This window comes from Papillibacter cinnamivorans DSM 12816 (assembly GCF_900176335.1).
GTDB classification, from domain to species: Bacteria; Bacillota; Clostridia; order Oscillospirales; family Oscillospiraceae; genus Papillibacter; species Papillibacter cinnamivorans.
The window spans coordinates 32,931-57,623 of sequence record NZ_FWXW01000004.1; the positions used below are offsets into that span (position 1 = coordinate 32,931).

At 53.7% G+C, this 24,693-nt stretch carries 25 protein-coding genes, 5 tRNA genes and 1 other annotated feature (1 of these 31 cut by a window edge); of the genes, 21 read left to right on the forward strand and 9 right to left on the reverse strand.

Features of this window, described 5'->3' with window-relative positions; all coding sequences use genetic code 11:
- Positions 1-111 (forward strand) — a binding site (T-box leader) (it extends 147 nt beyond the left edge of the window).
- 45 nt (positions 112-156) lie between these two features.
- From B9A13_RS06960 to B9A13_RS06975, 4 genes are all read left to right on the forward strand, one after another.
- Entirely contained in the window at positions 157-1,404 is a 1,248-nt protein-coding gene (locus B9A13_RS06960) for a pyridoxal phosphate-dependent aminotransferase (protein ID WP_084234434.1), read from the forward strand.
- A gap of 221 nt (positions 1,405-1,625) precedes the next feature.
- Entirely contained in the window at positions 1,626-3,056 is a 1,431-nt protein-coding gene (locus tag B9A13_RS06965) for a sigma-54 interaction domain-containing protein (protein WP_084234435.1), read from the forward strand.
- Positions 3,057-3,297: 241 nt separating this feature from the next.
- Positions 3,298-4,749 carry a 4-hydroxyphenylacetate 3-hydroxylase family protein gene (locus B9A13_RS06970; protein ID WP_084234436.1) on the forward strand — a complete coding sequence of 484 codons (1,452 nt, stop codon included), beginning with the start codon at positions 3,298-3,300 and terminating at the stop codon, positions 4,747-4,749.
- Between the two features lie 25 nt (positions 4,750-4,774).
- Positions 4,775-5,083, forward strand: coding sequence for a NifU family protein (locus B9A13_RS06975; RefSeq protein ID WP_084234437.1), 309 nt, complete (start codon positions 4,775-4,777; stop codon positions 5,081-5,083).
- Positions 5,084-5,428: 345 nt separating this feature from the next.
- On the opposite strand, the gene B9A13_RS14090 is transcribed toward B9A13_RS06975, so the two are convergent.
- A complete protein-coding gene (locus tag B9A13_RS14090; RefSeq protein WP_159448055.1) occupies positions 5,429-5,581 on the reverse strand; it encodes a hypothetical protein in 153 nt (50 codons plus the stop codon).
- 189 nt (positions 5,582-5,770) lie between these two features.
- Between B9A13_RS14090 and B9A13_RS06985 the strand changes: the two genes are divergently transcribed.
- Positions 5,771-6,493 carry a ZIP family metal transporter gene (locus B9A13_RS06985; protein ID WP_084234439.1) on the forward strand — a complete coding sequence of 241 codons (723 nt, stop codon included), beginning with the start codon at positions 5,771-5,773 and terminating at the stop codon, positions 6,491-6,493.
- Positions 6,494-6,595: 102 nt separating this feature from the next.
- Here the strand turns inward: B9A13_RS06985 and B9A13_RS06990 are convergent, their stop codons facing one another.
- Positions 6,596-7,978, reverse strand: a complete 1,383-nt coding sequence (locus B9A13_RS06990) for a sigma-54 interaction domain-containing protein (protein ID WP_242942813.1) — start codon at positions 7,976-7,978, stop codon at positions 6,596-6,598.
- 388 nt (positions 7,979-8,366) lie between these two features.
- Here B9A13_RS06990 and B9A13_RS06995 point away from each other — a divergent pair, with 388 nt between their 5' ends.
- The 11 genes from B9A13_RS06995 to B9A13_RS07045 all read left to right on the forward strand — a co-directional run bounded on the left by B9A13_RS06995 (position 8,367) and on the right by B9A13_RS07045 (position 18,892).
- A complete protein-coding gene (locus B9A13_RS06995; protein ID WP_084234440.1) occupies positions 8,367-9,371 on the forward strand; it encodes an MBL fold metallo-hydrolase in 1,005 nt (334 codons plus the stop codon).
- Positions 9,372-9,399: 28 nt separating this feature from the next.
- The gene (locus B9A13_RS07000; protein WP_084234441.1) at positions 9,400-10,566 is read left to right on the forward strand and encodes a thiolase domain-containing protein; all 1,167 of its coding nucleotides are present in this window, start codon (positions 9,400-9,402) and stop codon (positions 10,564-10,566) included.
- Position 10,567: 1 nt separating this feature from the next.
- Entirely contained in the window at positions 10,568-10,798 is a 231-nt protein-coding gene (locus tag B9A13_RS07005; RefSeq protein ID WP_084234442.1) for an OB-fold domain-containing protein, read from the forward strand.
- A gap of 111 nt (positions 10,799-10,909) precedes the next feature.
- Positions 10,910-11,848 (forward strand): beta-keto acid cleavage family enzyme, encoded by a 939-nt coding sequence (locus B9A13_RS07010; RefSeq protein ID WP_159448056.1) that lies wholly within the window; start codon positions 10,910-10,912, stop codon positions 11,846-11,848.
- Positions 11,849-12,097: 249 nt separating this feature from the next.
- The gene (locus tag B9A13_RS07015; protein ID WP_084234444.1) at positions 12,098-13,618 is read left to right on the forward strand and encodes a sodium:solute symporter family protein; all 1,521 of its coding nucleotides are present in this window, start codon (positions 12,098-12,100) and stop codon (positions 13,616-13,618) included.
- A gap of 33 nt (positions 13,619-13,651) precedes the next feature.
- Complete coding sequence (locus B9A13_RS07020; RefSeq protein WP_084234445.1) at positions 13,652-14,137, forward strand: hypothetical protein; 486 nt, start codon at positions 13,652-13,654, stop codon at positions 14,135-14,137.
- Positions 14,138-14,172: 35 nt separating this feature from the next.
- On the forward strand, positions 14,173-15,402 hold the full coding sequence (locus B9A13_RS07025) for a LeuA family protein (RefSeq protein ID WP_084234446.1): 1,230 nt from the start codon (positions 14,173-14,175) through the stop codon (positions 15,400-15,402).
- Positions 15,403-15,511: 109 nt separating this feature from the next.
- Positions 15,512-15,880 carry a carboxymuconolactone decarboxylase family protein gene (locus B9A13_RS07030; protein ID WP_084234447.1) on the forward strand — a complete coding sequence of 123 codons (369 nt, stop codon included), beginning with the start codon at positions 15,512-15,514 and terminating at the stop codon, positions 15,878-15,880.
- Between the two features lie 457 nt (positions 15,881-16,337).
- Entirely contained in the window at positions 16,338-17,621 is a 1,284-nt protein-coding gene (locus B9A13_RS07035) for an MFS transporter (protein ID WP_159448057.1), read from the forward strand.
- A 177-nt stretch (positions 17,622-17,798) separates the two neighbouring features.
- Complete coding sequence (locus B9A13_RS07040) at positions 17,799-18,260, forward strand: redoxin domain-containing protein (protein WP_084234449.1); 462 nt, start codon at positions 17,799-17,801, stop codon at positions 18,258-18,260.
- Between the two features lie 152 nt (positions 18,261-18,412).
- The gene (locus B9A13_RS07045; protein WP_084234450.1) at positions 18,413-18,892 is read left to right on the forward strand and encodes a hypothetical protein; all 480 of its coding nucleotides are present in this window, start codon (positions 18,413-18,415) and stop codon (positions 18,890-18,892) included.
- An 86-nt stretch (positions 18,893-18,978) separates the two neighbouring features.
- Here B9A13_RS07045 and B9A13_RS07050 read toward each other — a convergent pair whose 3' ends face one another.
- Entirely contained in the window at positions 18,979-19,722 is a 744-nt protein-coding gene (locus B9A13_RS07050; RefSeq protein ID WP_084234451.1) for an SIMPL domain-containing protein, read from the reverse strand.
- Positions 19,723-20,039: 317 nt separating this feature from the next.
- Here B9A13_RS07050 and B9A13_RS14660 point away from each other — a divergent pair, with 317 nt between their 5' ends.
- The 5 genes from B9A13_RS14660 to B9A13_RS07075 all read left to right on the forward strand — a co-directional run bounded on the left by B9A13_RS14660 (position 20,040) and on the right by B9A13_RS07075 (position 23,380).
- Entirely contained in the window at positions 20,040-20,171 is a 132-nt protein-coding gene (locus B9A13_RS14660; RefSeq protein WP_159448058.1) for a cyclic lactone autoinducer peptide, read from the forward strand.
- Between the two features lie 148 nt (positions 20,172-20,319).
- A complete protein-coding gene (locus B9A13_RS07060) occupies positions 20,320-21,039 on the forward strand; it encodes a LytR/AlgR family response regulator transcription factor (RefSeq protein ID WP_084234453.1) in 720 nt (239 codons plus the stop codon).
- Positions 21,036-22,346, forward strand: coding sequence for a sensor histidine kinase (locus B9A13_RS07065; RefSeq protein ID WP_084234454.1), 1,311 nt, complete (start codon positions 21,036-21,038; stop codon positions 22,344-22,346). Before B9A13_RS07060 ends, B9A13_RS07065 begins: the two co-directional genes overlap by 4 nt.
- Positions 22,347-22,365: 19 nt before the next feature.
- The gene (locus B9A13_RS07070) at positions 22,366-22,992 is read left to right on the forward strand and encodes an accessory gene regulator ArgB-like protein (protein ID WP_159448059.1); all 627 of its coding nucleotides are present in this window, start codon (positions 22,366-22,368) and stop codon (positions 22,990-22,992) included.
- A complete protein-coding gene (locus tag B9A13_RS07075; RefSeq protein WP_159448060.1) occupies positions 22,982-23,380 on the forward strand; it encodes a response regulator in 399 nt (132 codons plus the stop codon). Before B9A13_RS07070 ends, B9A13_RS07075 begins: the two co-directional genes overlap by 11 nt.
- 278 nt (positions 23,381-23,658) lie before the next feature.
- Here B9A13_RS07075 and B9A13_RS07080 read toward each other — a convergent pair whose 3' ends face one another.
- The 6 genes from B9A13_RS07080 to B9A13_RS07105 all read right to left on the reverse strand — a co-directional run bounded on the left by B9A13_RS07080 (position 23,659) and on the right by B9A13_RS07105 (position 24,666).
- Positions 23,659-23,997: a hypothetical protein gene (locus B9A13_RS07080; RefSeq protein WP_084234457.1), complete on the reverse strand. Its 339-nt coding sequence runs from the start codon at positions 23,995-23,997 to the stop codon at positions 23,659-23,661.
- A gap of 149 nt (positions 23,998-24,146) precedes the next feature.
- Positions 24,147-24,222, reverse strand: a tRNA-Lys gene (locus tag B9A13_RS07085).
- Position 24,223: 1 nt separating this feature from the next.
- Positions 24,224-24,299 (reverse strand) — tRNA-Gln (locus B9A13_RS07090).
- Positions 24,300-24,377: 78 nt separating this feature from the next.
- Positions 24,378-24,454: transfer RNA gene (locus B9A13_RS07095), tRNA-His, on the reverse strand.
- Positions 24,455-24,511: 57 nt separating this feature from the next.
- Positions 24,512-24,588, reverse strand: a tRNA-Arg gene (locus B9A13_RS07100).
- Positions 24,589-24,592: 4 nt separating this feature from the next.
- A tRNA-Gly gene (locus tag B9A13_RS07105) sits at positions 24,593-24,666 on the reverse strand.
- Between the last annotated feature and the right edge of the window lie 27 nt (positions 24,667-24,693).

Sequence of the window (24,693 nt, forward strand, 5' to 3'; positions counted from 1 at the left end):
GGCCGTTACCATCGGAAGCGGTATCAGATGAATGAATTTCGTCTCGTACCGGCAAAGAGCAGAGGAAACTCTGAATTTAGGTGGTAACACGGATTGACATTCGCCCTAAACCAAGATCTTGGTTTAGGGCGTTTTATTTCAGAAAGGTGGAGCGACATGAGAACGATATCAAAGGCGGATAAACTCAATTCAGTCAGCTATGAGGTGCGGGGACCGGTGCTGGAAGAGGCGGAGCGCATGATTGCCCGGGGAGAAGACATCCTGCGGCTGAATATCGGAAACCCCGCGGCCTTTGGGTTCACCACACCCGAGGCAATCCGCAGGGAAATAACGGACCATCTCATGCGCGCCGAGGGGTATTCTGATTCCAAGGGGCTCCTCTCCGCCAGGGAGGCGGTCGTCCGGTATTGTAAGAAAAAAGGGATCCCCAATGTGGGCGTGGGGGATGTGTACACGGGTAACGGCGTTTCTGAGCTCACTTCCATGTGCATGCAGGGCTTTGTGAACTCCGGGGACGAGATCCTGGTACCCGCGCCGGATTATCCCCTGTGGACCGCGGCCGTCACCGTGGCCGGCGGCAAGGCGGTGCACTACATCTGCGACGAGCAGTCGGAATGGAACCCCGATATGGAGGATATGAAGCGGAAGATCACCGGCAGGACGAAGGGCATCGTGGTGATCAACCCCAACAATCCCACCGGCGCCCTGTACCCCGACGAGATCCTTCAGCAGATTGTGGATCTCGCCCGGCAGCACGATCTGGTGATCTTTGCAGACGAGATTTACGACCGGCTGCTGATGGACGGACGGAAACACACCTCCATCGCGTCTTTGGCTCCAGATCTCCTGGTGATTACCTTCAACGGCCTTTCCAAATCCCATTTTATCTGCGGTTTCCGCTGCGGATGGATGAGCCTGAGCGGAGACAAATCCCACGCGTCGGGTTTCATCGAAGGCATTAACATCCTCTCCTCCATGCGCCTTTGCTCCAACGTACCGGCCCAGCTGGTGATTGAACCGGCCCTGGCGGCCACCGAGGAAACCGACCGGCAGCTTCTGCCCGGCGGAAGGCTCTACGAGCAGAGGGAGACGATATACCAAGCCCTTAACGACATTCCCGGGGTTTCCGCCGTCAAGCCAAAGGCCGGCCTCTATATCTTCCCGAAGTTGGATGTAAAACGCTTCAATATCACCGACGACGAGCGGTTCGTGCTCGATTTCCTCCACGAGGAGCATATCCTGGTAGTCCGCGGAAAGGGCTTTAACTGGATCGAGCCGGATCACTTCCGTATTGTATACCTGCCCCATGCCAAGGACCTGGAGCGCGCCGCTCAAAAGCTGGGCAACTTCCTCGCCGGATACCGCCAAAAAAGCCCGGAAGAGCGGAAGACGGTGGTGGCGTAAAAAGGCAAAGAATAACTGTTCTCAATTATTTGCAATAAGCTGAACGCTCCGGAGCAATTTTGCTCCGGAGCGTTTTATATTTAAATATTACAATAAATGTCTCATTAAGCACAGCGGCCTCGTCAGGTTGACAAGCGGGCTGAAATAGTCCATGATGATGGTGGAATACTGTATTCTGGGGGCATAAAAAGAATACGGAAAACAGCCGGGGAGGGCAGCGGATGAAACGGGAGCCTGTCTATCTGCCAAACAGGGAAAATCAGTCGGTCATCGGCGATCTGGGGGACGCCCGGAACCGGCTGACCGCCATACTGGAATGCTCCTACGACGGGATTTATATCACCGACGGTTCCGCCAGGACGATTTATATCAACCGCTCCTATGAGATCATTTCCGGCCTGAACCGCAGCGAGGTCATGGGAAAAACCATGCGGGAGCTGGAGGAATCCGGCGTCGTTTCCCGTTCCTCCACCCTGCTCGCCCTTGCCCGCCGGGAAGCGGTGACCATCGAGCAGGAATTCAAAACGAGGAAGCGGGCCATCGTTACCAGCACTCCTTTATATAATGAGGATGGGAGCGCCGTGATCGTGGTGACCAACGTCCGGGATGTCTCGGAGCTGCGGGAGCTGAAGGAACAGCTGGCCATCAATTCCGAGATGAACCGGCGGTACCGCTCCGAAATCGAAGTGATCCGGCAGCAGATGATCGGCAGCGAGGATTTCATCGCGGAAGACCCCAAAATGCTGGAGCTGCTCCGAGTGGTGAATCGGGTGGCGGGGCTGGACACCACGGTGCTTCTCCTGGGGGAGACCGGGGTGGGAAAAGAACTGGTGGCCACCCATATTCACAAGAACAGCGCCCGAAGCAAAGCCCATTTTATCAAGGTCAACTGCGGCGCCATCACTCCGAGCCTGGTGGAGTCCGAGCTCTTCGGGTATGAACCCGGTTCCTTCACCGGAGCCAGCAGGGCCGGCAAGATGGGCCTCTTCGAGGTGGCCGACAACGGGACGATCTTTTTGGACGAGGTGGCGGAGCTGCCCTACGACATCCAGGCTAAGCTCCTGCGGGTCCTCCAGGAGCAGGAGCTGCTGCGCGTCGGGGGAGAGAAGCCCGTCCGGGTGAATGTGCGTCTTCTGGCTGCCACCAACCGGAACCTGGAGGAGATGGTTTCTAAAAAGCTCTTCCGGGAGGACCTCTATTACCGCCTGAATGTGTTTCCGGTGGTGATCCCGCCCCTGCGGGAGCGGCAGGCGGATATTGCCGCCCTGGCCCGGCATATGCTGGAACAGCTGAATCGAAAATACGGCACCGAAAAGAGCTTTACACAGACGGCCCTGGCGGGCCTTACGGAGTATAAATGGCCCGGCAACGTCCGGGAGCTGAGAAACGTGGTGGAACGAGCCTTCATCATGAGCGGGGAGGGGGAAATCACCGCCGCGGACCTTCCCATCCAGGGCGTGCGAATCGAACCGGGCACCGGAATTTTACAGGACAGGGACCTGAATTTAAAACGCCTGGTGGAACAGGTGGAGAAGGACTGCATCGACCGGGCGTACAGGACTTACGGCAATGTTCGGAAAGCTGCGAAAAGCCTGGGTATGGACCCCGCCACCTTCTCCAGGAAGCGCAGGAAATATTCAGAAAAAGAATGATGCAGAATTGAACGGTTATTTCAATAATGATACAAATCCCCGTTTCTCACTCCGGTGAGAAACGGGGATTTGTATTCCCGGAGCCGGATGTTATTTGAACACGGCGTTGGATTTGCCTCTTTTGATCTCTTTCTTGTATTTGGCACATCCATTGCTTATTATTAAAACAGAGGATTCTGTTGCAAAAACGCACGTAAACCGGCGCGATGGACCAACTTAGAAGAAAGAAAGGATGATTGTTATGGGACTTATGACGGGCGAGCGGTATATCGAAAGTATCCGGAAGATGAAAATGGAGGTCTACATGTTCGGGAAGAGGATCGAGCACCCGGTGGACGATCCCATCCTGCGCCCCTCCCTCAACTCGGTGCGCATGACCTACGATCTGGCCCAGATGCCGGAGCATGAGGACGTCATGACGGCCGTCTCCCCGGAAACCGGCGAGCGCATCAACCGTTTCACCCATATCCACCGGGGCACGGACGATCTCATTAAAAAAGTCAAGATGCAGCGGCTCCTGGGGCAGAAAACCGCCGCCTGCTTCCAGCGCTGCGTGGGCATGGACGCCTTCAACGCGGTATACTCCACCGCCTTTGAAATCGACAAAAAGTACGGCACCTCCTACTTTGAAAACTTCAAGAAGTTCATGTTCTATGTCCAGAAAAACGATCTCACGGTGGACGGCGCCATGACCGACCCCAAGGGCGACCGGTCCCTCGCGCCGCACCAGCAGGCGGATCCGGACCTCTTCCTCCGGGTGGTGGAGCGCCGACCGGACGGCATCGTGGTCCGGGGCGCCAAGGCACATCAGACGGGGGTCCTCAATTCTCACGAGGTCATTGTGATGCCCACCATCTCCATGGGCCCCGAGGATAAGGACTACGCCGTTTCCTTCGCCGTCCCCATGGATTCCAAGGGCCTGTTCATGATCATCGGCCGCCAGAGCTGCGATACCCGGAAGCTGGAAGGCACCGAGATGGACGTGGGCAACTCCGAGTTCGGCGGCGTGGAAGCCCTCACGATATTCGACAATGTCTTCGTTCCCAACGATAGGATCTTCCTAAACGGCGAGACCGAGTTTGCCGGCATGCTGGTGGAGCGTTTCGCCGGTTACCACCGCCAGAGCTACGGCGGATGCAAGGTGGGCGTGGGCGACGTACTCATCGGCGCCGCCGCGGTGGCGGCCGACTATAACGGCGCGGCCAAGGCCTCCCATGTGAAGGACAAACTCATTGAGATGACCCATCTCAACGAGACCCTTTACTGCTGCGGAATCGCCTGCTCCGCCGAAGGCCGTCCCACCCAGTCGGGCAACTATATGATCGACCTGCTCCTGGCCAACATCTGCAAACAGAATGTGACCCGCTTCCCCTATGAGATCGTCCGCCTGGCCGAGGATATCGCCGGCGGCCTCATGGTCACAGCCCCCTCGGAAAAGGACCTGCGGGATCCCCACCTGGGACCCTATGTGGACAAATACTTAAGAGGCGTTCATGCGGTCTCCACGGAAAACCGCCTGAGAATTCTTCGGCTGATTGAAAACCTTTCTCTGGGCACCGCTGCCGTGGGCTATCGTACCGAGTCCCTTCACGGGGCGGGCTCGCCTCAGGCTCAGCGGATCATGATCGCCCGTCAGGGCAATCTCGCCATGAAAAAGGAGCTGGCCAAGGCCATTGCCCACATCAAGGAATAAACCTTTTGGATAGGGAGGAATACATTTGGATAACGAACTTCTTTCCCAGATCGAAGCCGTGCTGGACGAACGGGTGCGCCCTGCCCTGCTGACCCACGGAGGAGGGGTCCGGATCGTTGAGATAGAAAACGGCGTGGTAAAAGCCAGGATGCTGGGCCAGTGTTCCTCCTGTCCGGCGGCGGCCCTCACCAACGAACAGCTCATCGAGGCGGAGCTGAGGGAAGCCCTGCCCTGGGTGGAGCGGGTCGTACTGGTCACGGAGACCGACCCCGAGCTTCTGAACATGGCCCGAAGTATTCTCCGGCAGCGCCGGGAGCAGGAAAAGGAAAAATAAACGGCTCCGCCCTGGAATCTTGAAGTATTATAAAAAGGAACCCGCGGAATATCACATTCCGCGGGTTCCTCAGTCTGCCCAAAAAGTCCCCGTCCTTTTCGCCACCGGCAAAAAGCTTTTGCGGATTTCGTGTTGCGTTCCGTGACCGAAATCCGCAAAAGATAAAATCTCAATGCCTTGCGGGAATTCACTTCTCGCAAGGCATACATTGCGCGCCTTTGCAAAGGCGCGATCCTTTTCCCGCTTCCGTCGGAAAACGGAGTTTTTCGACGGTCTCAGGAACCCGCGGAATATCACATTCCGCGGGTTCCTTTTTTGGTATAAAGCGGTTCGCCGCTGCGCGGCTCAGGCTCCGCCAATGGGCGCGGAGTCGCTGTGGACGCCGGGTTTTTTGGAATTCGGGGTTTTCGCGTCCTTCTCGGATTTCGGCTGGCTGCCGGTCATGGGGCTGCTTTTTGCCGGACGGATCCTGCCGTCGCTTTTTTCCTCGGTTGCCATGCTGACGTCTCCTTTGTCGGAAAATTTGGTTTCGCGTATAGTATTTTCCAACTGCCGGCCGTTATGCGGCCCGGGTGGGAAATTTTCGTCTTCGGCTTTGCAGGCCCTCTGCGGGGACATATGGGAACGCTTGTCTGCATATAGTGGTATCCGGTATGGATACCATATACCATTTTGGGTGGGATGGAAATGAACGATCTGTGGACCGCGGCCCTTTACGGTACCATAGCGGGCATGGGAGGGACCGGAGCGGGGGGATTTTTGGCGTGCTTCGTGCCGAAAAAAAACAAGCGCGTGATCGGAATAATCCTCGAGTATTCCGCGGGGCTCATGACGGCCATCGTATGCTTCGATCTGATGCCCGGCGCCTTTTCCTTTGCTCCTCTCTATGCGGTGCTGCTGGGAATGCTGGCGGGCGCGGGGGTAATGATTGCCGCGGAAAGCGGCATGGACCGAAAAAGGACGAACCGGGGCGTTTTGAGTACGGGGATGGCCATCGCCCTGGGGATCGCGCTGCACAACTTTCCCGAGGGACTTGCCGTGGGCTCCGGCTTTGAAGCGGAGCGGAGCCTGGGGATCTCTCTTGCCGCTGCCATCATGCTTCATGACATCCCGGAGGGGATTTCCATAGCCGTGCCGCTCCGGGCCGGAGGAATGGGCCGCGTACGGGCTCTGATGCTTACTTTGCTCACGGGCCTGCCCATGGGGCTGGGCGCTTTCATCGGGGCCCTCGCGGGACACATATCGGTTTTCTGGATCGCGATTTGCCTGTCCTTGGCCGGAGGCGCGATGCTCTATATCGTGTTCGCCGACATGATCCCGGAGTCGAAGCGCATGTACGAGGGCAGATTTGGATCTCTGGGAAGCGTGCTGGGAATTATCACAGGGATACTGATATCCGTAAGCCTGTGATATAATTTCCGGCCGAAGACGATGATTGTAAGCTGCCGATGAAATAAAATAAAACGGAGGGCGCCCTGAAACGGCCCTCCTGAAACGGACTCGGTTCTGTTTTTATACGATCTGATAGCGGTTCAGCTTTTTGTAAAGAATCGTCCGGGAAATCTGCAGCTCCTGGGCGGCGGCCCGCTTGTTGCCGCCGTGTTTATCCAGCGTCCGGACGATGAGCGCCTTTGCCTTCTCTTCGTCCAGACCTTGAAGGGCGGAATGCCTCTGCGCTTTCATCTCGGCTGGTTCGAGATGCCGGCCGCTGCTTGCGGCAAGATCGGTAAATGCCCTGAAATGCCGGAGTTCCAGGGTGTCCTCCACGGCGTTGTTCATGGCGCACTCCAGAACGTTCTGCAGCTCCCGGATATTGCCGGGCCAGTCATACCGGCAGAAGAGCTCCAGTGCGTCGTCCTCGATTTTGCTGATGTTCATGTCCAGCTGGTAATTCAGTTTAAAGATCAAACTCTTTGTCAGAAGCGGGATATCCTCCCTGCGCTCGCGCAGGGGGGGTATTTTGATTTTGAAAATATTAAGGCGGTAGAACAAATCCTGCCGCAGCCTGCGCTCCTGAACCAGCCTTTCCAGCGGGACATTTGTGGCGGAGATGACCCGGACGTCCACTGGCATGGGCAGGCTTCCGCCCACCCGTTCCACCTCCCGCTCCTGGAGGACCCGGAGAAGCTTGGGCTGCATGGTGAGGGGAAGCTGGTTGATCTCGTCGAAGAAGATGGACCCGCCGTCGGCCAGCTCGAATTTTCCCTTCTTCCCGGTCTTTTTTGCTCCGGTAAAGGCACCCGCCTCATAGCCGAAGAGCTCCGACTCCATCAGCTCCTCCGGGATGGCCGAGCAGTTGATGCGAACCAGGCGGGCAGCGTTCCTGGGACTGAGCGCATGGATGGAATGGGCCACCAGTTCCTTGCCGGTGCCCGTCTCCCCTTCGATCAAAACGGTGGATTTCGTCCGCGCTGCGGCGACGATCTGCTCCCGGACTTGCTTGATGGCCGCGCTCTCCCCGATAATGTTGTTGATGCTGTAGCTGGCGTTGTACAGAGAGTCCACCCGGGATTTGTAGCTGGTGAGCTCCTTCTGCATGGATGTCACCATCCGGGAAAAATTGATGGCGTTTTCCATACCGGTGATCATGGTGAGGACCAATACACCGCAGAACTTCTGATTGTCCATTATGGGGTAATACGACGCAAAAAGCTTGTTACCGTTGGCGGTCACGGGGTGCGCGATGATCGGCTCATGGGTCTGGATCACTTCATGGGCCCGGGTATCAGGGAAGATTTCCCACGCCTTGCGGTTTAAGATGTTGGGAAGAGTCATATTCAGCTGTTCCATCCATTTTGCGTTGGCGTAAAGGTAATTCCCCTTTTCATCCAGAATGGAAACCGCGTCGAGCCCATCCAGAAGGAATTTCATCCCTTGTTCAATTAAATCCTTCATAGTTTGCCCTCCTCATTTCCGCAAAAACCGTTGACATAAATGAATCATAATACATGGAAAAAATATTTGCAAGAAAATTGTATGAAGTGCACAGCAGAAGAGCATGTAAACACCGAATTCACCGTCATGTTTACATGTAAACTGTCACTCGTTCCGATATCGCCAAAAATCCCTGCGGCAGAAAGGATTTGGGCGGCTGCCGAATAAACGCGGATGAAGGGTTTACACTGACCGAAAAAAATAAAACCGGATATAAGGTGGGAAAGCGTTGTGGCGCAATGGATTTGTCGAATGATACTTTCTGGCATGGAAATTGCGTTTGTGTAAAAGGAAAGGCTGTATTGGCCTTAATCCGGGACACAGCCTGAAAAGGAAAGGAGAAGAGCAGATGAAGTACGGCAGGATCATTACGAAAGAGCGGCTAAAGTATTATGAGGTGGCGGATAACGTCTTTGCGGCCATCTCTCCCAACCGGGGCCTGAGCTGGGCCAACGCGGGGTTTATCAACAAGGGGAAGGGCCTGGTTTACGACACCTTCTTTGATCTCCCTCACGCAAGAGAGCTGAAACGCTTTTGTGTGGAAATGGGAGGAAGAGCACCTACATACGTGGTCTGCTCCCACTACAACGCGGACCACACCTGGGGCAACCAGGAGTTTTCCGACTCCGTCATTATTATGCATAAAAACGCAGTCAGGGAGCATTTCTCCGAGGATCCGAAGGCCTGGGACTCCATCATCCGGGAAGGGCAGAACGGGGGCCCCGGAGAGCAGTGGATTCACAATGAACTCAAGGGCTTCGACCTTACCGGAGTCCGGTGGCAGGATCCCGACATTCTCATCGAGGCGAACACGAAAATCATGCTGAACGACATGGAAGTGGACGTCATCAGCGTGGCTCCCTCCCATTCCGACAGCGACCTGCTGCTGTGGCTGCCCAAGGAAAAGGTGGTTTTCTGCGGCGACGTGGTCTTCGGCGGAGCCATTGCGTATTCCGCCAAGGGCATAAAGCTCTGGACCGGAGCCTTGGACTTCATCATCAACGAGCTGAAGCCCGAGGTAGTTATACCCGGCCACGGCGCCATTTGCGGCCTGGATTTTGTGAAGGAGTGCAAGGACTATTTTGAAACCGTGATGTCGGAGTTCGAGAAGCATTACGACGAGGAAAGCTCCGCGCTGGAGATCGCCAAGCGCTGCGACATTTCAAGATTTCTGCACCTTTTGGAGCCCTATCGCCTCTTCATCAACATCCTTGCTCTGACAAACGACCGCCGCGGAGTCCCCACAAAGCCCGACTGGAACTATTTCGCGGAGGAAATGGCGAAACTGAAAGAGTTCCAGGATCAGAAATACGGCGTACAGTCCTGGGATCCCATGTCCTCCTGGGCGGAGTAACCGGGTTTTGCAGAAGGAGGAGTGCAGTATGAGGACGGTTTCGGTAATCGGCGTGGGGGAAACAAGAATGGGGAGGCTGGCGGACCGCTCCAACCACGACCTGATCCGGGAAGCGGGAGAGCGGGCGATTGCGGACGCCGGAATAGACAAAAGGGAAATCCAGGCCCTTTACATAGGCAATTTCGTGGGGGGCTACCTCTGCCGGCAAAACCATTACGGCGCCATGGCGTCGGAGGTTCTGAACCTGGGAAGCATCCCCACGGTGCATACCGAAGGGGCTTGTGCCTCGGGGGGCCTTGCCTTTCGAATGGGGTATCTGGGAATTCTCTCGGGCCTGTACGACATTGTTCTGGTGGGCGGTGTGGAAAAAATGACCCACCGGCCCACGGAGACGGTCACCACGGCGGTGGCCTCCGCCATGGACTTCGAGCTGGAGGCAATGAAGGGCATGACATTCCCGGCCAATTTCGCCATGATCGCCAACCGGTATTTTCAAGAATACCGGAATGTCAAGCGGGAAATGGCCCTGTGCGCGGTGAACGCCCATAGAAATGCCTGCCTTAACCCCGACGCCCAGATGCCCAAAGAGCTGGAATTGGAAAAGGTACTGGAGGCTTCTCCCATTGCCTCCCCCCTGAGCATATTCGACTGCTCGCTGGTGACCGACGGGGCGGCTTTCGCGGTGCTGGCCTCCGGCGAGATCGCCGGACGGCTGTGCAAAAAGAGAGTTGTGGATGTGGTGGGTACCGGACACGCGGGGGACGCCCTGACCCTGTACGGGAAAAAATCCATTACCAGCTTTGCCGCCTCCCGGGAGGCGGCCCGCCAGGCCTATGGGCAGGCGAGGCTGGGGCCGGGGGACATCGACTTTGCCGAGGTCCATGACTGCTTTACTATCACCCAGATCATAAATACCGAGGATCTCGGCTTTTTCCCGCCGGGAAAAGGAGCGGACGCGGTGGCGGAGGGGATCACCGCCCTGGATGGGAAAAAGCCCGTCAACCCCAGCGGGGGGCTCAAGGCCAAGGGGCACCCCATCGGCGCCACCGGCCTGAGCCAGATCTTCGAGGCGGTGACCCAGATCCGGGGAGAGGCGGGGCCGAGGCAGGTGAAAAAAGCGGATGTGGCACTGACCCAGAATTTGGGGGGCACCGCGGCGACCTGCGTCATCAACATTTTCCGGGGGAGGGACTGAAATGGAACAGGCGACGATTTATACCTATTCCGTCGTATATTCCGCCTCCGAACAGTTCAGAGACAAGACGCCATATGTCACAGCGATCCTGGAAAGCGGAAACGGCGAGCGTTTTCCCGCCTTTCTGGAGGGATACGAGGAGGGGAGGGTTATCCGGGTCGGGCAGCCGGTCTGGCTGTGTGGTACGAATGAAAAGGGGGAAGCGGTTTATAGCCTGATTGGCGGACAGTAAGCACGAAAAAGAACCGGTATGCGGACTCGCGGCGGTTTTGCCCCGGTGCCGCACAGCGCATGTCCGGAGGATAACAACCGTTTAGCTTAATGTAAGAAAGGAGAAAATATCTTGGCAAACTCAAACACAAAAGTTGTAATCACAGCGGCTCTCACGGGAGCGGTTCACACTCCGTCATTGTCTCCGTATCTGCCATGGAAACACCAGGACCTCATTGCGCAGGGTGTAGCGGCTTATAAAGCCGGTGCGGCCATGATCCATATTCACGGAAGAAATCAGCAGGACGGACGGCCCAGCGCGCTGCTGGAGGATTTCCGGATCGTAATGGAAGGCATTAAAAGGGAAGCTCCCGATGTCATCATGATTCCCACGACCGGGGGCTCTCTTACCATGACCACCGCGGAGCGGGCCAATGTAGTAGCAAAACTGAAGCCTGAAATGGCAAGCTTCACACCGGGATCCATGAACTTTAACTTTTCCGGTTTGGCAGCTAAGCCCAGACAGTGGAAATATGATTGGGAACAGGAACACTGTGCCGGATCGGAGGATCGGGTCTTCTACAATACCTTCAAGGTGATCCGGGAATACGGGGAGATTTTTACCGCGGCAAATACCCGGCCGGAGTATGAAATATTCGACATCGGCATGCTGAACAATCTTGCCACCGCTATTAAGATGGGACAGTTAAGCAAAGAAATCCAGCTTCAGTATGTTCTGGGTACCCTGGGCGGTATGCCGGCGGACCCCGAGAGCATTTATATTCTGCTCTCGGAGAGCAAGCGGCTTCTCGGAAACGATTTCACCTGGTCCGTTTCTTCCGCGGGCAAACAGCAAATGGCCATGATGGCAACAACCATGACCTTCGGCGGGAACGTACGGGTCGGCCTGGAAGACGCGCTCTATCTGGAAAAAGGAGTTTTAGCCAAGAGCAACGCCGAACTGGTGGAAAAAGTGGTCCGCATCGCAAAAGAAATCGGGAAGGAAATTGCCACGCCAGCGGAGGCTCGTGAGATAATAGGGCTGAAAGGAATCGAAAATGTGGCCTTCTAGCCGGACGCTTCGCTGCCGGGTTTTCCTGGGGAAATGTCTTCCATAGGCAAAGAATATTACTGCTATTCCCAGGTAGAAAAGTCAGCCGATTTGGTAAAATGCTGCTCTAATACGCCGGCATTGCCTGCTTTCACGAATACGAGACCTTGACCCGGCGAGCAGGTCTATGCCGGCGGAAGGGTGATGCTCGAACGGCGCTGACGCGGAGTAAGAAACAAGGACAAATTAATAAGAAAAGGGGACGACAGTATGTATGTATATGCAGCAGTGGCCGTGGTAATCTTCCTGATCTTTCTGTTCGGCATCGGTGTTTGGACAAAGAAATTTGTAGCCAATTCCTCCGACTATCTGCTGGCGGGTCGCGAGATGAGTTACGGCATCAATATGATGGGCGTGGTGGCCAGCGGCTTCGCGGGAACCACCATTGCCCTGGCTCCCGGCTGGGGCGTCATTTATGGCTTTTGGGGCACCTTTGCCATGGCCTTCTGCTATGCCATCTGCGGGGTATGCGTGTACGGCCTTCTCTTTGCCAAGGTGATCCGGAGAAGCGGCGCCTATACGCTCCCGGAATGGCTGGAGATGCGCTATGATTACCGGGTCCGGCGCGTGCTGGCCATCACCGGCTTTATCGGCATGATCGCAGTGACGGCCAACAACGTGCTGGCCCTGGCAAATGTGCTCACCGGGTATTTCGGATGGAGCCTGTATATTTCCATAGCCATCGGGGTTCTCACCTTTATGGGCTTCACCTATTTCAGCGGCATGTGGGGCGTCTCCCTCACCGACTTTGCCCAGGCGCTTATCGGCTGTGTGGGAGCACCGCTGCTGATTATCTTCTGCTTCAAGACCTTCGGCGGCCTGGACGTGACTTTCCGGGCCTGGAACGGCACCTTTGCCGATTACTTTACCGCCGGAATCGGCGGAACCAGCCTGAAAATGTGGGGCCTTGCCTACCCCAGCGGCATCACGATCGCGCTCAACTTCGGCGTCTTTTTGGTTTGGGGCGGGCAGCACTACTGGATCCGCATGGCCAGTGCCCGGAGCGAAAAGCAGGCCCAGTTCGGCTATGTGGTGGCCGGTGTGATCTTGTTCTTCGTAACGCTGGTCATCGGCATGGTGGGTCTGTATGCCGGTGCGCATTACGGTGACATGTTTACCCTCACCGGAGGAACCATTCCGCCCACATCCGCTTATGGATATGTTATTTCTTACTTCCCCCCGCTGGTTGGCGTGTTCCTGCTGGTTTTCGCCCTGGCGGCCTCCCTTTCCACCGCGGCCTCCACGCTGATCGGTTCGGTTTCCATAGCGGTAAAGGACATTTATCCCCACTTTATACATAAAAATCCTTCAGATAAGCAGCTTGCACGGGCAGGTCGGGTGGCTACCGTCGTCATCAGCCTGATCGCGTGGGGCCTGGCCTACTACCCCGGCGGAACCACCTTCCTCTTTGCCTTTGCCACCGCCTGGATGGCGCCGGCCGGGCTGATGTTCGCACTTGGCCTTTGGTGGCGCAGATGTACTCCCACGGGAGCTTTTGTGGGAGCGATTATCGCGCTGATCTGCGAAAGCGCCTGGGCTCTCCTGGATTTGTTCAAGGTTCCGGTGGGAGGCCACGTCATAGGTTTCTATTTCCATATGGGAATCGTGGGATTGGTCACGGCCATCATCCCGGCTGTTATAGTAAGTCTGCTTACAAAGCCGAAATATTACGGCAGGCCGGACTGGGCGCTGAAGGATCCCTCCGCAGGCCAGACGGCGATACGGCAGTGACCGCCGCCGAACTATTAAGAAGGAGGCTGTTTTATGGGACAGATTCAACTCACCGATGAGGATAAAAAGGTCCTGAGATATATTCAGGAGGGCCATGACGTAATGAGCGAGCTCTTCGACATGACCGGCTGGCCGGGTGAAAAACTGGGAAAAGTGGTGGAAAAACTGGACGAAAGCCGGTATATCGAGCGGCTGGCGCTCCAGGGACTGGGTTTTTGGAGCTTCAGGATGACGGATAAGGGCAACGCCGCTCTTCCGCCCCTGTCGCCGGAAGATGAGGCGCTGCGGGAATTCGGCCTTTGCAAACGGGACATCGACATGCTGAAGGTCGTAAAGCAAAAAGGCAAGTCCCGTGCCACGCAGCTGATTGTCGACACCATCCAGAACAAGGCCGATCAGGTCGACTTTGCCGGCTCCGTGGTGAAACTGCTTCGGCGGGGTTACCTGAGCGAATCCGGCTTCCTGAAGCGTATCATTGAGATGAATCCCAAGGGTGAAGATATGCTGAGCAAGGTGTAAAGCATATTTCCAGAAAAGAAAGGCGTGAGAGAGACATGAGCTGCAAAACAAACGAATATTGGGTAACGGAATTTAATTATCTGGACGAAGTCACGGAGACGCTCGATATCCCCGAAAGAGTGGAAATCTACGATGTGACGCTGCGGGAGGGAAATCAGACGCCCGGATGCATCATGCGGAAAGAGGAGCAGTTCGCTCTGGCCAAGGATCTGGACGATCTCGGTGTCAACTTCCTGGAGTTTTTCCCTGCTGTCTCCAAGGACGACGAGGAAGTGGTGACCGAGCTCATGAAAACGGGCGTGCTTAAGCACGCGAAAGTGAGCGCCCTGGTTCGGCCCAGAACCATTGACCTGGATCTTGCGGCCAAGTGCGGAGCGAAACACATCTTCCTGGAAGGGCCCTCCCATTTGGCTTCCGCGGGGCTCATGGGGTATGCCTCCGAGTCAGAGCTGATCCAGTCCTTTGTAGACACGGCAAAAAGGGCCCGGGAGTACGGCATGGGCATCACCTCCTGCCCCTGGGACTGCGGCAAGGCCAACCTTCCCCTTCTGGAGAGATGGGTGAAAGAGCTGGCGGCCGCGGGTGTGGAGGATATCGCCTACGGCGACACCTTCGGTTACACCATGCCGTGGACGACGATTGCCATGGTACGAAAATACCGCCAGTGGGCGGGCCCCGATGTGACGATTTCCTGCCATTTCCACAACGACTATGGTATGGCCACCGCGGGGACCCTCGCGGCAGTAGCCGGCGGAGCAACCCGGGTCCAGGTGGCCATGAACAACCTGGGAGAACGGGCGGGCAACGCAGCGCTGGACGAGGTGGCGGTAAACCTGGCTCTCAACATGGGCGTAAAAACGGACATCAACTTGAAAAAGCTCTACCCCGTAAGCAAGAGGATAGAAGCCATCACCAAGATCCCCGTCGGAAGGAAAAAGCCCATTCTGGGGGACGAGACTTTCGTCATGGGCTCCGGTATCGTGGTGGATATGCTCCTGCAGCTGGCGGAAAAGCATGCGGAATACGGCATGATGCCCTTCGATCCGGCCCTGGTGGGCCAGCCTCCCTACAGGATCGTATACGGCAAGGGGGCGGGAACCAACATGGTGTCCGATCTTCTCCGCAGGATGGGCATTTCGGCGACAAAGGAGCAGGTTCAGAAGATTACCGTCGCCATCAAGGAAGAAGCTCTCCTGACCAAGAGCCTGCTGAGCGAATTCCGGGTGCGGGAGCTGATCGGCGATATTCTGGCGGAAACGAAATAGCTGAAAACCCGGCCGGTAACAATTACAGGGCACAAATCAGGGCGCTGTCGGACGGAGGACGCTACCCTCCTGTCTTCCGTCCGCCGGCCGTCCGCCGGGAGGAAGGGATATGGACGAAGCACGCTGGAAAAAGGGATATGAGGTATACCGGAGGCTCACCGGGAAAGAGGAGAACCTGTTTGCCGGCATGGGAGATTTCTCCGACCTGATCATGGAGTTCGTGTGCGGAGAAATCTATGCCAGAGGAACGCTCACCTGGAAAGAGAGGCAGATCGCCACTCTGGCGGTCCTGGGCGCTCTGGGGTGGCTGCCGCAGATGAAGATCCATATGAAGATTGCTCTGAATGTCGGGATGACGGAAACGGAAATAGAGGAGATGCTGATCCACATCGCCGTTTACGCGGGGTTTCCCGCGGCAATGAACGGATATCGGATCTTGGGCGAGATCCGGGAAGAGGCGGGAAACCGGGACGGCTGAAGAAAACGCCGACAGAATCAACTTAGGCTCCCGTTCCGGCTATGGCCTTAATTGGGTATTTTTATAGTTTTACACGCGCTCTTGCCGTGTAAGATAGACTGCTTCTGTATCGGGAGCATGAACAGAGGCGAAAAGACGCCGCCGCTCCGTTTGTGGCAGACCGGAGCAGCGGCGCGCTTTCTGTCTGCGGGGGTTTCAGAAGTTGAACTGTTCGGATAAGTTTTCGACTTTGCCGGAAGAATGGAATCCCGAATGCGTACGGCGGAAAAGAAGAGCGGACAGCCGCGGGAGGCGGAAGCGAGTCGGCTGTTATAAAAAAGTATGTGAAATTGAAAATTTCCTGTTGCAAACAGGCACCGTTTGGGGGTATAAATAAATACAAATGAACAAGTTCAGTTATTCTTCTGGAATAACGGACACCAGCCTATCGGCAGGGAAGGAAGCGACTGGGTACATCATGTTGAAAGCCCGACGGAGCGGTAAATTCTTTTATGGGTATATCATACTGGCAGCCGTATGGATTATCTATTTCAGCAACCTGGGTCTTACGATTTACGGGACGGCGGCGCTCAACGCGGTGATGGCCGAGGAACGGGGCTTTGATGCGGCCGCCATCGGCTTTGCCGTAGGCCTGTGTACGTTGATGCAGGGTCTCACGGGCCCTTTTGTGGGCAACCTCATCGATAAAAAGGGGGTGCGGCTCCCTTTTATTCTCGGGAGCATCCTCATTATAACCGGGTCCCTCGCCATAGCGTATCTCGGCCTTGGCGAAATCCCCTTTATAGGCGCTTACGGGCTGGTGATGGGTGCCGGCATGGGATTTGCGGGAATCCTGACCACCCAGAGTGCGGTGAACGAATGGTTTTCACAGCGAAAAAACATGGCGCTTGCCGTTTTGCTTTCCGCCGGTGGCATCGGCGGATTTATCTCTCCCATTCTGCTCAACAGGATTGTGGATGCGGGAAGCTGGACCCAGGGCTGGATTTTTATTGCGGGAGCTGCCGCCGTTTCCATTGCGATTTCCGTCTTCGTGATTGTCGACCGGCCGTCCTCCATCGGAGAATGTTCCGACGGCAAGGAATACCACAGAAGGCATCCCGGAGCCGCTGAAGCTTCTCCCAGCGCTCCCCGGCTCACCATGCAGCAGATTTTCAGTCAGCCTTCGCTGTACCATATCCTCTTCAATACCCTGGGCCGCAGCATGCTCTACTATGCGTGCATCGGCCAGATTGTGCTGTATCTGGTCTACGGCGGGATTCCCCGCGATCAGGCGGTCGTGGTCATTTCCATCGTCACGGTGGTGAGCCTGCTGGGAAGATTTGCCTTCGGATTCATCTGCGGAAAAACGATTAAACCTAAGCATGGTCTTTCCTTCGGAAGCCTCTTCCTGGCGGCCGGCCTTCTGATGATCACCGCCATGACGGGAAACCTTCCCCTGATCTACATAGGAGGGGCACTAGTGGGCCTGGGGCAGGGAGTTGGATATATCGCAACCACCCTCACCATTGTGGAGTATATGGGAAACACCAATTTCCCAAGGGTGATGGGCATATCCAGCCCGATAAACTATTTCGCGGGCGCTCTGGGCCCCATCGCCTCCGGAATAGCCGCGACAGTCACCGGAAGCTATATTCCTGTTTTTGTGACCCTCAGTATAGTGTGCGCAGCCGGCGGAATTACCATTTTGTTCAGCAAGCCGCTGGACTTCAGCAAATTCACGGAAGTGCCCGAGCGGGCGTAAAGCCGTAGATCGCCAAAAGGAGACGAGCCTTCCGGCCCGTCTCTTTATTTTTGGCATAGAATGATCCGGCGCACACCCACGGAAAAACAGGATGGTTTTCCGCGGATTTGTGATACAATAGAACTAGGACTATAGAAAAAATAAATCTCATTCACGTATGGAAAGGACGGGAAACAGATGGAACTCATGAAAGCCGGAATGAAGGCGCCGGAATTTTCATTGAAGGATCAGAAAAGCCAGAGCATAAAGTTGTCGGATTACAGAGGAAAGACCGTTCTTCTCTCCTGGCATCCTCTGGCCTGGACCAGCGTTTGCCTGGATCAGATGCGCTCGCTGGAGACAAACTGGGAGCGCTTTCAGGAGTTAGGCACCGTACCCTTTGGGGCCAGCGTGGATACGGTCCCCAGCAAGAAAATCTGGGCGGAGGCGATCGCGATCCAGAAGGTGAGTCTTCTATGCGACTTCTGGCCCCACGGGAAGGTTGCGGAAGAGTATGGGATATTCAACGAAAAGCTGGGTTTTTCCGAAAGAGCCAATATCATAGTGGACGGCGAGGGAACGGTGCGCTGGGTCAAGGTGTATCCCATTTCCCAGCTTCCGGATATTCAGGAGGTTCTGCAGGCCATCAGGGGCCTGTAACATGAGCATCAGAGACAGCGCCCAATTTCCGCTGGCTCTGAACGAAATTTAATTCCGGGAAGCGGATTGCCTCTGTGCAGAGAGATCGTTTTCCGGAAACACACCGCGAAGGAAGCCGCCCGGCGGTATTCGGAAGAAAGGAGCGATGGCTCATGGCAGCAAGATGGATATTCAGGGCTTTCGGCATACTGGCCTTTGCCGTTTCCATTTCCGTCTTCTCCCGCAGCATACCCATGGGGCTGGGGCTTCTCCTGGCGGGTTTCGTTTTGCTGGCGCTGTCAGGAAAACCGAGGTTCCGGCTGGTGAAAACCCGGCTGGAAGACGCTTCCCTCCTCAATGAGGACGGGACGTCCAGACAGGAAATCCTGCGGAAAATCAAGGAGAAAGAAGCGCCCTTTCAGGGAAACTATATGGTCAACGTCGTCAAAACGGAGCGGGACGGAGCCCCGGAGCTGGGTGTTTACGTAAACGGTATTCAGATCGGCAGTATACAGCGGGAGCTGGCGCAGGAAATCCTGGAACACATGGATTCTTTTCAGTGCGTGACCCGGTTTAAGGTGATCGCGTCAGGCGCCGGCGGGACAGTTCCGGAGTACGGTGCAGAAATGGTGTTTCGCTTTTTGAACCGATGAAGCATGGAACCTGCGAACCCGAAAAGGCTGCCCGATGCAAAGCATCGGGCAGCCTTTTAACTTTTATTGAGTTTGTGAGTTTTTTGTCAACCGATGCTGAATTTGCAGTGGACGACCGCGGTGATCTCTTTTTCCAGAGAAGAGGTGTCGTTCATCCCGTAATCGGATACCTCGTTGGAATACAGGGGAGTGATCTGGATGACGCCCATATCGGCGTAGGTCAGATTTCCAAGCTTGCTGCCGGCGTTTTCTGCGATCATCTGGGCCCGCTTTGTCGCGTCCTTGGCTGCCTCGGCCAGCATGGCCACCTTGAGATCGGCGATCTTGGTGTACTGGTACTGCGGTGCGTTGGACTGGAAGGGGATGCCGTCGTTGATGAGATCGGTGGAGCTGCGGGAGAGCTCCGTGATCTTATCAATCTCGCCGGAGGTGATGGTGACGGTCTGGCTCAGCTGATAATAATCCACGTCGTTGGTGTACATGCCGTAGGTGGAAATCACATAATAGATGTTCGTGTTGATGGAGGAGAAGACAAGCTCGTTTTCGGAAACGCCCTGATCCGTAAGATAGCTTAACACCTTGTCCTTGTTGGTCTTCAGTTGGGTATAGGCGTCCTGCAGATTCGGAGACTGCGCGGTAAAGCTGCCGGACCAGATGATAAGGTCGGAAGTGATCTGCTGCTTGGCGGAACCGGTCACAGTGATGGTGTTGCTTTGGCTTTTGATCCTAACCACCGCGTTTGTAACGATAAAAGATGACGCAATAATTCCCGCCACGATGATGCACGCGAATATGATATTCGCAAACAGCCGGTTTTTTGTTTCGTTCATGTTATCCCCTCTTATCCCAATGCGTTCCGGCCGATGGGCACGCGCCGGTGGAACCGCTTTAAAGCCATCATATACCGGTAAAATATTACATTCAACTGCAGCATGGTTACAAATTGCGTATATTTCTTTAAAAAAGGTACCATGCGGTTTTTTCTCGCAAAGGGAGGAATAATATGGAATTATCTTGCCGATACGGTGCGCGAATGAACGAATATTGATATATACGCACTAAAAATGATGTTTTACGAATAATTTCCAAAAATTAATTTCAGTATGTCATCATACATATAACCACCAAACATAAAGGAGTTGATATGATGAAAAAGATATTAAGCTATATTGCAAGTAGCGCAGCGGCCCTCTTTGTACTCGTATCTTTTGCAAGCGCCGGCACATGCAGTATTTTTACCATGTATCAACCCAAGGTTCCCTCGAAGTTATTGAAGTAGAGAGAGAGATTCAATAACGAAAAGGCCCGATGCAGATGGGTATCGGGCCTTTTTTACTGCAAAAATTTAAATAACATATTTTGATAAATTGCGTCAGGATGGTATAATTTATGCATAGGTAAGTGGAATCTGTCCGGGGAGGCTCGCTATGCGTATTGCTATTTGTGACGACGAGATAGAGCAGATTGAAGTGGTCGTTGACTTCGTACGGAGCTGGGGAGAGCAGAGAGGCATAGAATTGGAACTTTTTACATATACCAATTCGCCGGAATTGCTTTTTCATTGGTCCGAGGGGAAAAAATTCGATCTTGCTGTGTTGGACATCAAGATGAAGGTTCTATCCGGTATTGAACTGGCCCGGATTATGCGCAGGACGGACGAGAAGCTGATCATCATCCTCATTACAGGAATGAAGGATTACGTTTTACAGGGGTATGAGATAGAAGCGCTCCGTTACCTGCTCAAGCCCGTCAGCAAAAAAGAATTATACGCTTGCCTGGACAGGGCGAAGGAGCTGATGATACTTCGGGGAGAGGAGACCTATGTCATTCCGTCGGAAGGACAGAGCGTGCGGCTGTTGTACAATGAAATCTACGACTTCGAAATACGTTCCCATTACATAATTGTCAGATCCACAAAAGGAACGTTCAGCTTTAAGAAAAAAATTGAAGACCTCGAAAAGGAACTCCCCGCCAGTCAGTTTTTCCGCTGCCACCGATCCTTTATCATTAACCTGCATTTTGTCAATACCGTGAGCAGAATGGAAGCCGTTCTGGATGACGGGACCCGTATTCCTGTTAGTAAAAGCCGCTGGAATGCGTTAAATGATGCATTTTTGAAGTACTATGCGAGGGGAATAGGGGTATGAATATTATATGGATAGGAATAGAGACAATCGTAAATTTGATTGAGGTATATCTGTTCCTGTACTTAATCAATTGCAAGTTTCCCCCAAAGACGGACAGCAAAATTCCGTTTGTGGTTGCACTTATCATAAATACTGCTGGAATGACGCTAATCAGCTTAGGGCTACTCACATGGATTCCGGATCTTATCTTCGAGCCCGCGATCGTTTTGATTTACGTCATACTGTTCCGAAAGGGAAAACTCTTCGGGAAAATATTTTGGACGCTAATTGGAACGGCCATCATAGCAGCCATTGCAATTCTGGGTATAGCCATTGGGCTGCAATTGCCTGGCGTTACATTAGAAATAATATCTTATCAACAATCGGCAACGCGTTTTCAATTGCTGATTTTCTGCAAATTTGTTCAGTTTATTGTGTTTTACTTCCTGGCCAAGAAAAGGAGCATGGACAATCTCACAAACGGGTTTATTAAGTTCCTGTTTATTTTCGCTCCGCTTACAAGTTTTTTGATTATGTTCTTATTGTTTGAGTATGGTTTGGGGCCGGTCAACACGGTGAGCAGTCAGTTCCTGTTATTAGGCGCTTCCCTTGGTATACTGTTGATTAACTTTATCATATTTGCTTTTTATGACAGCCTCTCAGCACAGGTGGAAAACAATCTGCTCATGCAGGCGAAACTGCAGCAAAGCGATATGCTGCAAAAACACAATCAGGAAATATCCAGCCTGTATGAGGAAATCCGGGGCTGGCGCCATGATTTTCACAACCACCTGCAGGTATTGCACGGGTATCTTCAGCTGGGGAAATACGACAAGCTTGAAAACTATCTCAATGATATGAAAGACAGTTCGGATGTGCTCCTGAGCGCATGCAGCGGGAATACGACGATTGACGCGATCCTTGGGACCAAAATGATAATAGCACGCAATCATAAGATAGCGTTTTCCACCGATATTGAGGTCCCGTCCTGTCTGACCTGCAAAGACACGGATCTGTGTATCCTTCTGGGGAATCTGTTGGATAATGCAATTGAAGCCTGCGACAAAATAGAAAATCCCGATCAGGAGCAGTTTATCTCGGTAGAAATGAAGGTGCTGAAAAACCAGCTTTATATTCATGTTCGCAATTCCACAAACGGCGTAGTAAAAATGTCGGGGTCCACATATATTTCGGACAAGGCTGGGAGTTTTCACGGAATCGGTCTGAAGCATATCGACGAAATCGCTGAAAAGTACGGCGGGTATGTCAACAGAAAGCATGAGCTGTGTTTATTTGAATCCCAGATCATGATTCCTTTGGTTAGCTGAAGGCAAAGGATGGATGATAATGTATGAAAAAATAATTGAAAAAACAATGCACTTCATTTTCAAATACGGGAATGTGAAGGAAGAAGACCGCGATATTTATCAATACGGCCTGGAAATTACCCTGATATTTATACTGAATATTTGTACGATACTGATTATCAGTCTGTTTTTGAATCTGTTTATCGAGTCCCTGCTTTTTCTAGTTTGTTTTTCGCTTCTTCAAAGCTTTGCGGGCGGATATCATGCCATGACGCATTTGCGATGCTTTTTGATGACGATGGCCTGCTGGGTAATTGCAGTGGTATCCGTTCCCCTTATCGAGCCCTTCCTCATCCTGCATATCGTTTTTTCTGCCGCAAGTCTGATTATGGTGTTTCTGCTTGCGCCGATTCAGCATAAGAATTACCCGATGAGCGATGAAAAGGCGCGCAGAATGAGGAAAATAGCCCGGACGATCGTTGTGATGCAGTGCGCGGTCGTCCTGGCGATTGAGATATTCAACCCCGCCCTGTCCGTCACCGCATCGGCGATCAGCGTAACGCAGCTGTTGTCTGCGATTTCCATACTATATGCTGCGATGAAAAACAAAAAACTGAAAACAAAGCTAACAGATGAATTGAGTAATGGTGGTATGTATGAAGACTAAAAAATCAAGAATACTGATAGCGGACGATTGCGTGGAATTTTGTGATATATTGAATGACGCAATCAGCATGCAGACCGACATGGAAGTGGCGGGAATAGCTTACAACGGGAAAAGCGCGTTTGATATGATAAAAAAAACAAACCCCGACGTTGTCATTCTCGACCTGCTCATGCCTGTTATGAACGGCTTGGAAGTGGTGAAGCAATATTTTAATTCCGATACGGTTCGGCGGACGAAATTTATTATCCTGTCCGCTGCGGTAACGAATAATATCTACAAAGATAATCCCAACGTGGATATTTCCTATATGAGCATTAAGCCCATAAAACTAAATGATTTGCTTGAAAAAATCAGGTGCATCTCCAATAATATGAAGACGACCGCTTGAGATGCTGATTGCCGAAAAGCCGCCCTTTAGGGCGGCTTCAGACTGTCGAAAAAGCCTCGCAGAGTTTCGCCGCCGGAGCGACGAAAAAAAATCGGATCATTTTCGGGCGCGGCGTGTACGTGCCCGAAAAACTTTTCAGGCTGCAAGCGTCAAACCGTCCGCCATAGGCGGACGGCGAGGCGCACGGCAGACTGCAAGCCCTTTTGTCGAAAAAGGCGGAACGCCTTTTTTGACAAGTTCAAGCCGCCCCTTTAGGGCGGCTTTTCGGATTGGCTCTGTTATCTGAATTCACTTGTACTTTTCTTCATTAAACTATAGGCGACGGCAGGCATGACGATATCCACGATGATGCTGATGATAATCAGAAAAGAAACCTGCCCGGATAGGTTCCATTTGAGAATTGTCATAAGGACGGCGCCTGCGCAGAAGATGGACCACAAAGAAAAGCCGATCCGTCTTCGCTTGAAAATCAGAAGCATGAGCCCGGTTATCATGCCCGCTTTGACGACAAGAAACAAAATGTTTAATGGAACCGTGCCGATGGGAAACAACAAAACTGCGCCAAGAACGGCCGTAATGACGGAAAGCCAGAGCCATAGTTTCAGTGGAAGCGTCATGATGTTCCTCCTTTACAAATTCCGTTATGCTTATATATACCGGCTGGGTTTGGGTATCCGGCGGATGCTCGCCGCAGAGATTAAAATGCGCCCAAAAAAGCAAGAAACCGCCAAAGCGTTGCGCTCCGGCGGTTTCCCTTATATTCCGGTGGTGACCCATCGCAGATTCGAACTGCGGACACCCTGCTTAAAAGGCAGGTGCTCTGCCGACTGAGCTAATGGGTCATGGCTGGGATGGCAGGACTCGAACCTGCGAATGCCAGAGTCAAAGTCTGGTGCCTTACCGACTTGGCTACATCCCATCACAGAAATTAGGGGTGGATATAGAAAGCGCAGCAGGGAAAGCCGGCTCGCTCCCTATATCCACATCTAAAAACTATTGGGGTGGGTAATCGGACTTGAACCGACGACTTCCAGATCCACAATCTGGCGCTCTAACCAACTGAACTATACCCACCATAGGAAGGCCTTGCCGGTAACTGCATTCGCCGTGAACAGCAAGCCATGCGCGAAATGGTACGCCTGAAGGGATTCGAACCCCCGGCCTACTGCTTAGAAGGCAGTTGCTCTATCCACCTGAGCTACAGGCGCATATTGGAGCGGGTGATGGGAATCGAACCCACGCGGCCAGCTTGGAAGGCTGGAATTCTACCATTGAACTACACCCGCAAAATCGCGCTCTGCCGATTACCAGCC

Bases quoted from the DNA above. Each gene is read 5' to 3' on its own strand.
- B9A13_RS06960 (WP_084234434.1), top strand. From the start codon at position 157: ATGAGAACGATATCAAAGGCGGATAAACTCAATTCAGTCAGCTATGAG.
- B9A13_RS06965 (WP_084234435.1), top strand. From the start codon at position 1,626: ATGAAACGGGAGCCTGTCTATCTGCCAAACAGGGAAAATCAGTCGGTC.
- B9A13_RS06970 (WP_084234436.1), top strand. From the start codon at position 3,298: ATGGGACTTATGACGGGCGAGCGGTATATCGAAAGTATCCGGAAGATG.
- B9A13_RS14090 (WP_159448055.1), bottom strand. From the start codon at position 5,581: ATGGCAACCGAGGAAAAAAGCGACGGCAGGATCCGTCCGGCAAAAAGC.
- B9A13_RS06985 (WP_084234439.1), top strand. From the start codon at position 5,771: ATGAACGATCTGTGGACCGCGGCCCTTTACGGTACCATAGCGGGCATG.
- B9A13_RS06990 (WP_242942813.1), bottom strand. From the start codon at position 7,978: ATGAAGGATTTAATTGAACAAGGGATGAAATTCCTTCTGGATGGGCTC.
- B9A13_RS06995 (WP_084234440.1), top strand. From the start codon at position 8,367: ATGAAGTACGGCAGGATCATTACGAAAGAGCGGCTAAAGTATTATGAG.
- B9A13_RS07000 (WP_084234441.1), top strand. From the start codon at position 9,400: ATGAGGACGGTTTCGGTAATCGGCGTGGGGGAAACAAGAATGGGGAGG.
- B9A13_RS07005 (WP_084234442.1), top strand. From the start codon at position 10,568: ATGGAACAGGCGACGATTTATACCTATTCCGTCGTATATTCCGCCTCC.
- B9A13_RS07015 (WP_084234444.1), top strand. From the start codon at position 12,098: ATGTATGTATATGCAGCAGTGGCCGTGGTAATCTTCCTGATCTTTCTG.
- B9A13_RS07020 (WP_084234445.1), top strand. From the start codon at position 13,652: ATGGGACAGATTCAACTCACCGATGAGGATAAAAAGGTCCTGAGATAT.
- B9A13_RS07025 (WP_084234446.1), top strand. From the start codon at position 14,173: ATGAGCTGCAAAACAAACGAATATTGGGTAACGGAATTTAATTATCTG.
- B9A13_RS07030 (WP_084234447.1), top strand. From the start codon at position 15,512: ATGGACGAAGCACGCTGGAAAAAGGGATATGAGGTATACCGGAGGCTC.
- B9A13_RS07035 (WP_159448057.1), top strand. From the start codon at position 16,338: ATGTTGAAAGCCCGACGGAGCGGTAAATTCTTTTATGGGTATATCATA.
- B9A13_RS07040 (WP_084234449.1), top strand. From the start codon at position 17,799: ATGGAACTCATGAAAGCCGGAATGAAGGCGCCGGAATTTTCATTGAAG.
- B9A13_RS07045 (WP_084234450.1), top strand. From the start codon at position 18,413: ATGGCAGCAAGATGGATATTCAGGGCTTTCGGCATACTGGCCTTTGCC.
- B9A13_RS07050 (WP_084234451.1), bottom strand. From the start codon at position 19,722: ATGAACGAAACAAAAAACCGGCTGTTTGCGAATATCATATTCGCGTGC.
- B9A13_RS14660 (WP_159448058.1), top strand. From the start codon at position 20,040: ATGAAAAAGATATTAAGCTATATTGCAAGTAGCGCAGCGGCCCTCTTT.
- B9A13_RS07060 (WP_084234453.1), top strand. From the start codon at position 20,320: ATGCGTATTGCTATTTGTGACGACGAGATAGAGCAGATTGAAGTGGTC.
- B9A13_RS07065 (WP_084234454.1), top strand. From the start codon at position 21,036: ATGAATATTATATGGATAGGAATAGAGACAATCGTAAATTTGATTGAG.
- B9A13_RS07070 (WP_159448059.1), top strand. From the start codon at position 22,366: ATGTATGAAAAAATAATTGAAAAAACAATGCACTTCATTTTCAAATAC.
- B9A13_RS07075 (WP_159448060.1), top strand. From the start codon at position 22,982: ATGAAGACTAAAAAATCAAGAATACTGATAGCGGACGATTGCGTGGAA.
- B9A13_RS07080 (WP_084234457.1), bottom strand. From the start codon at position 23,997: ATGACGCTTCCACTGAAACTATGGCTCTGGCTTTCCGTCATTACGGCC.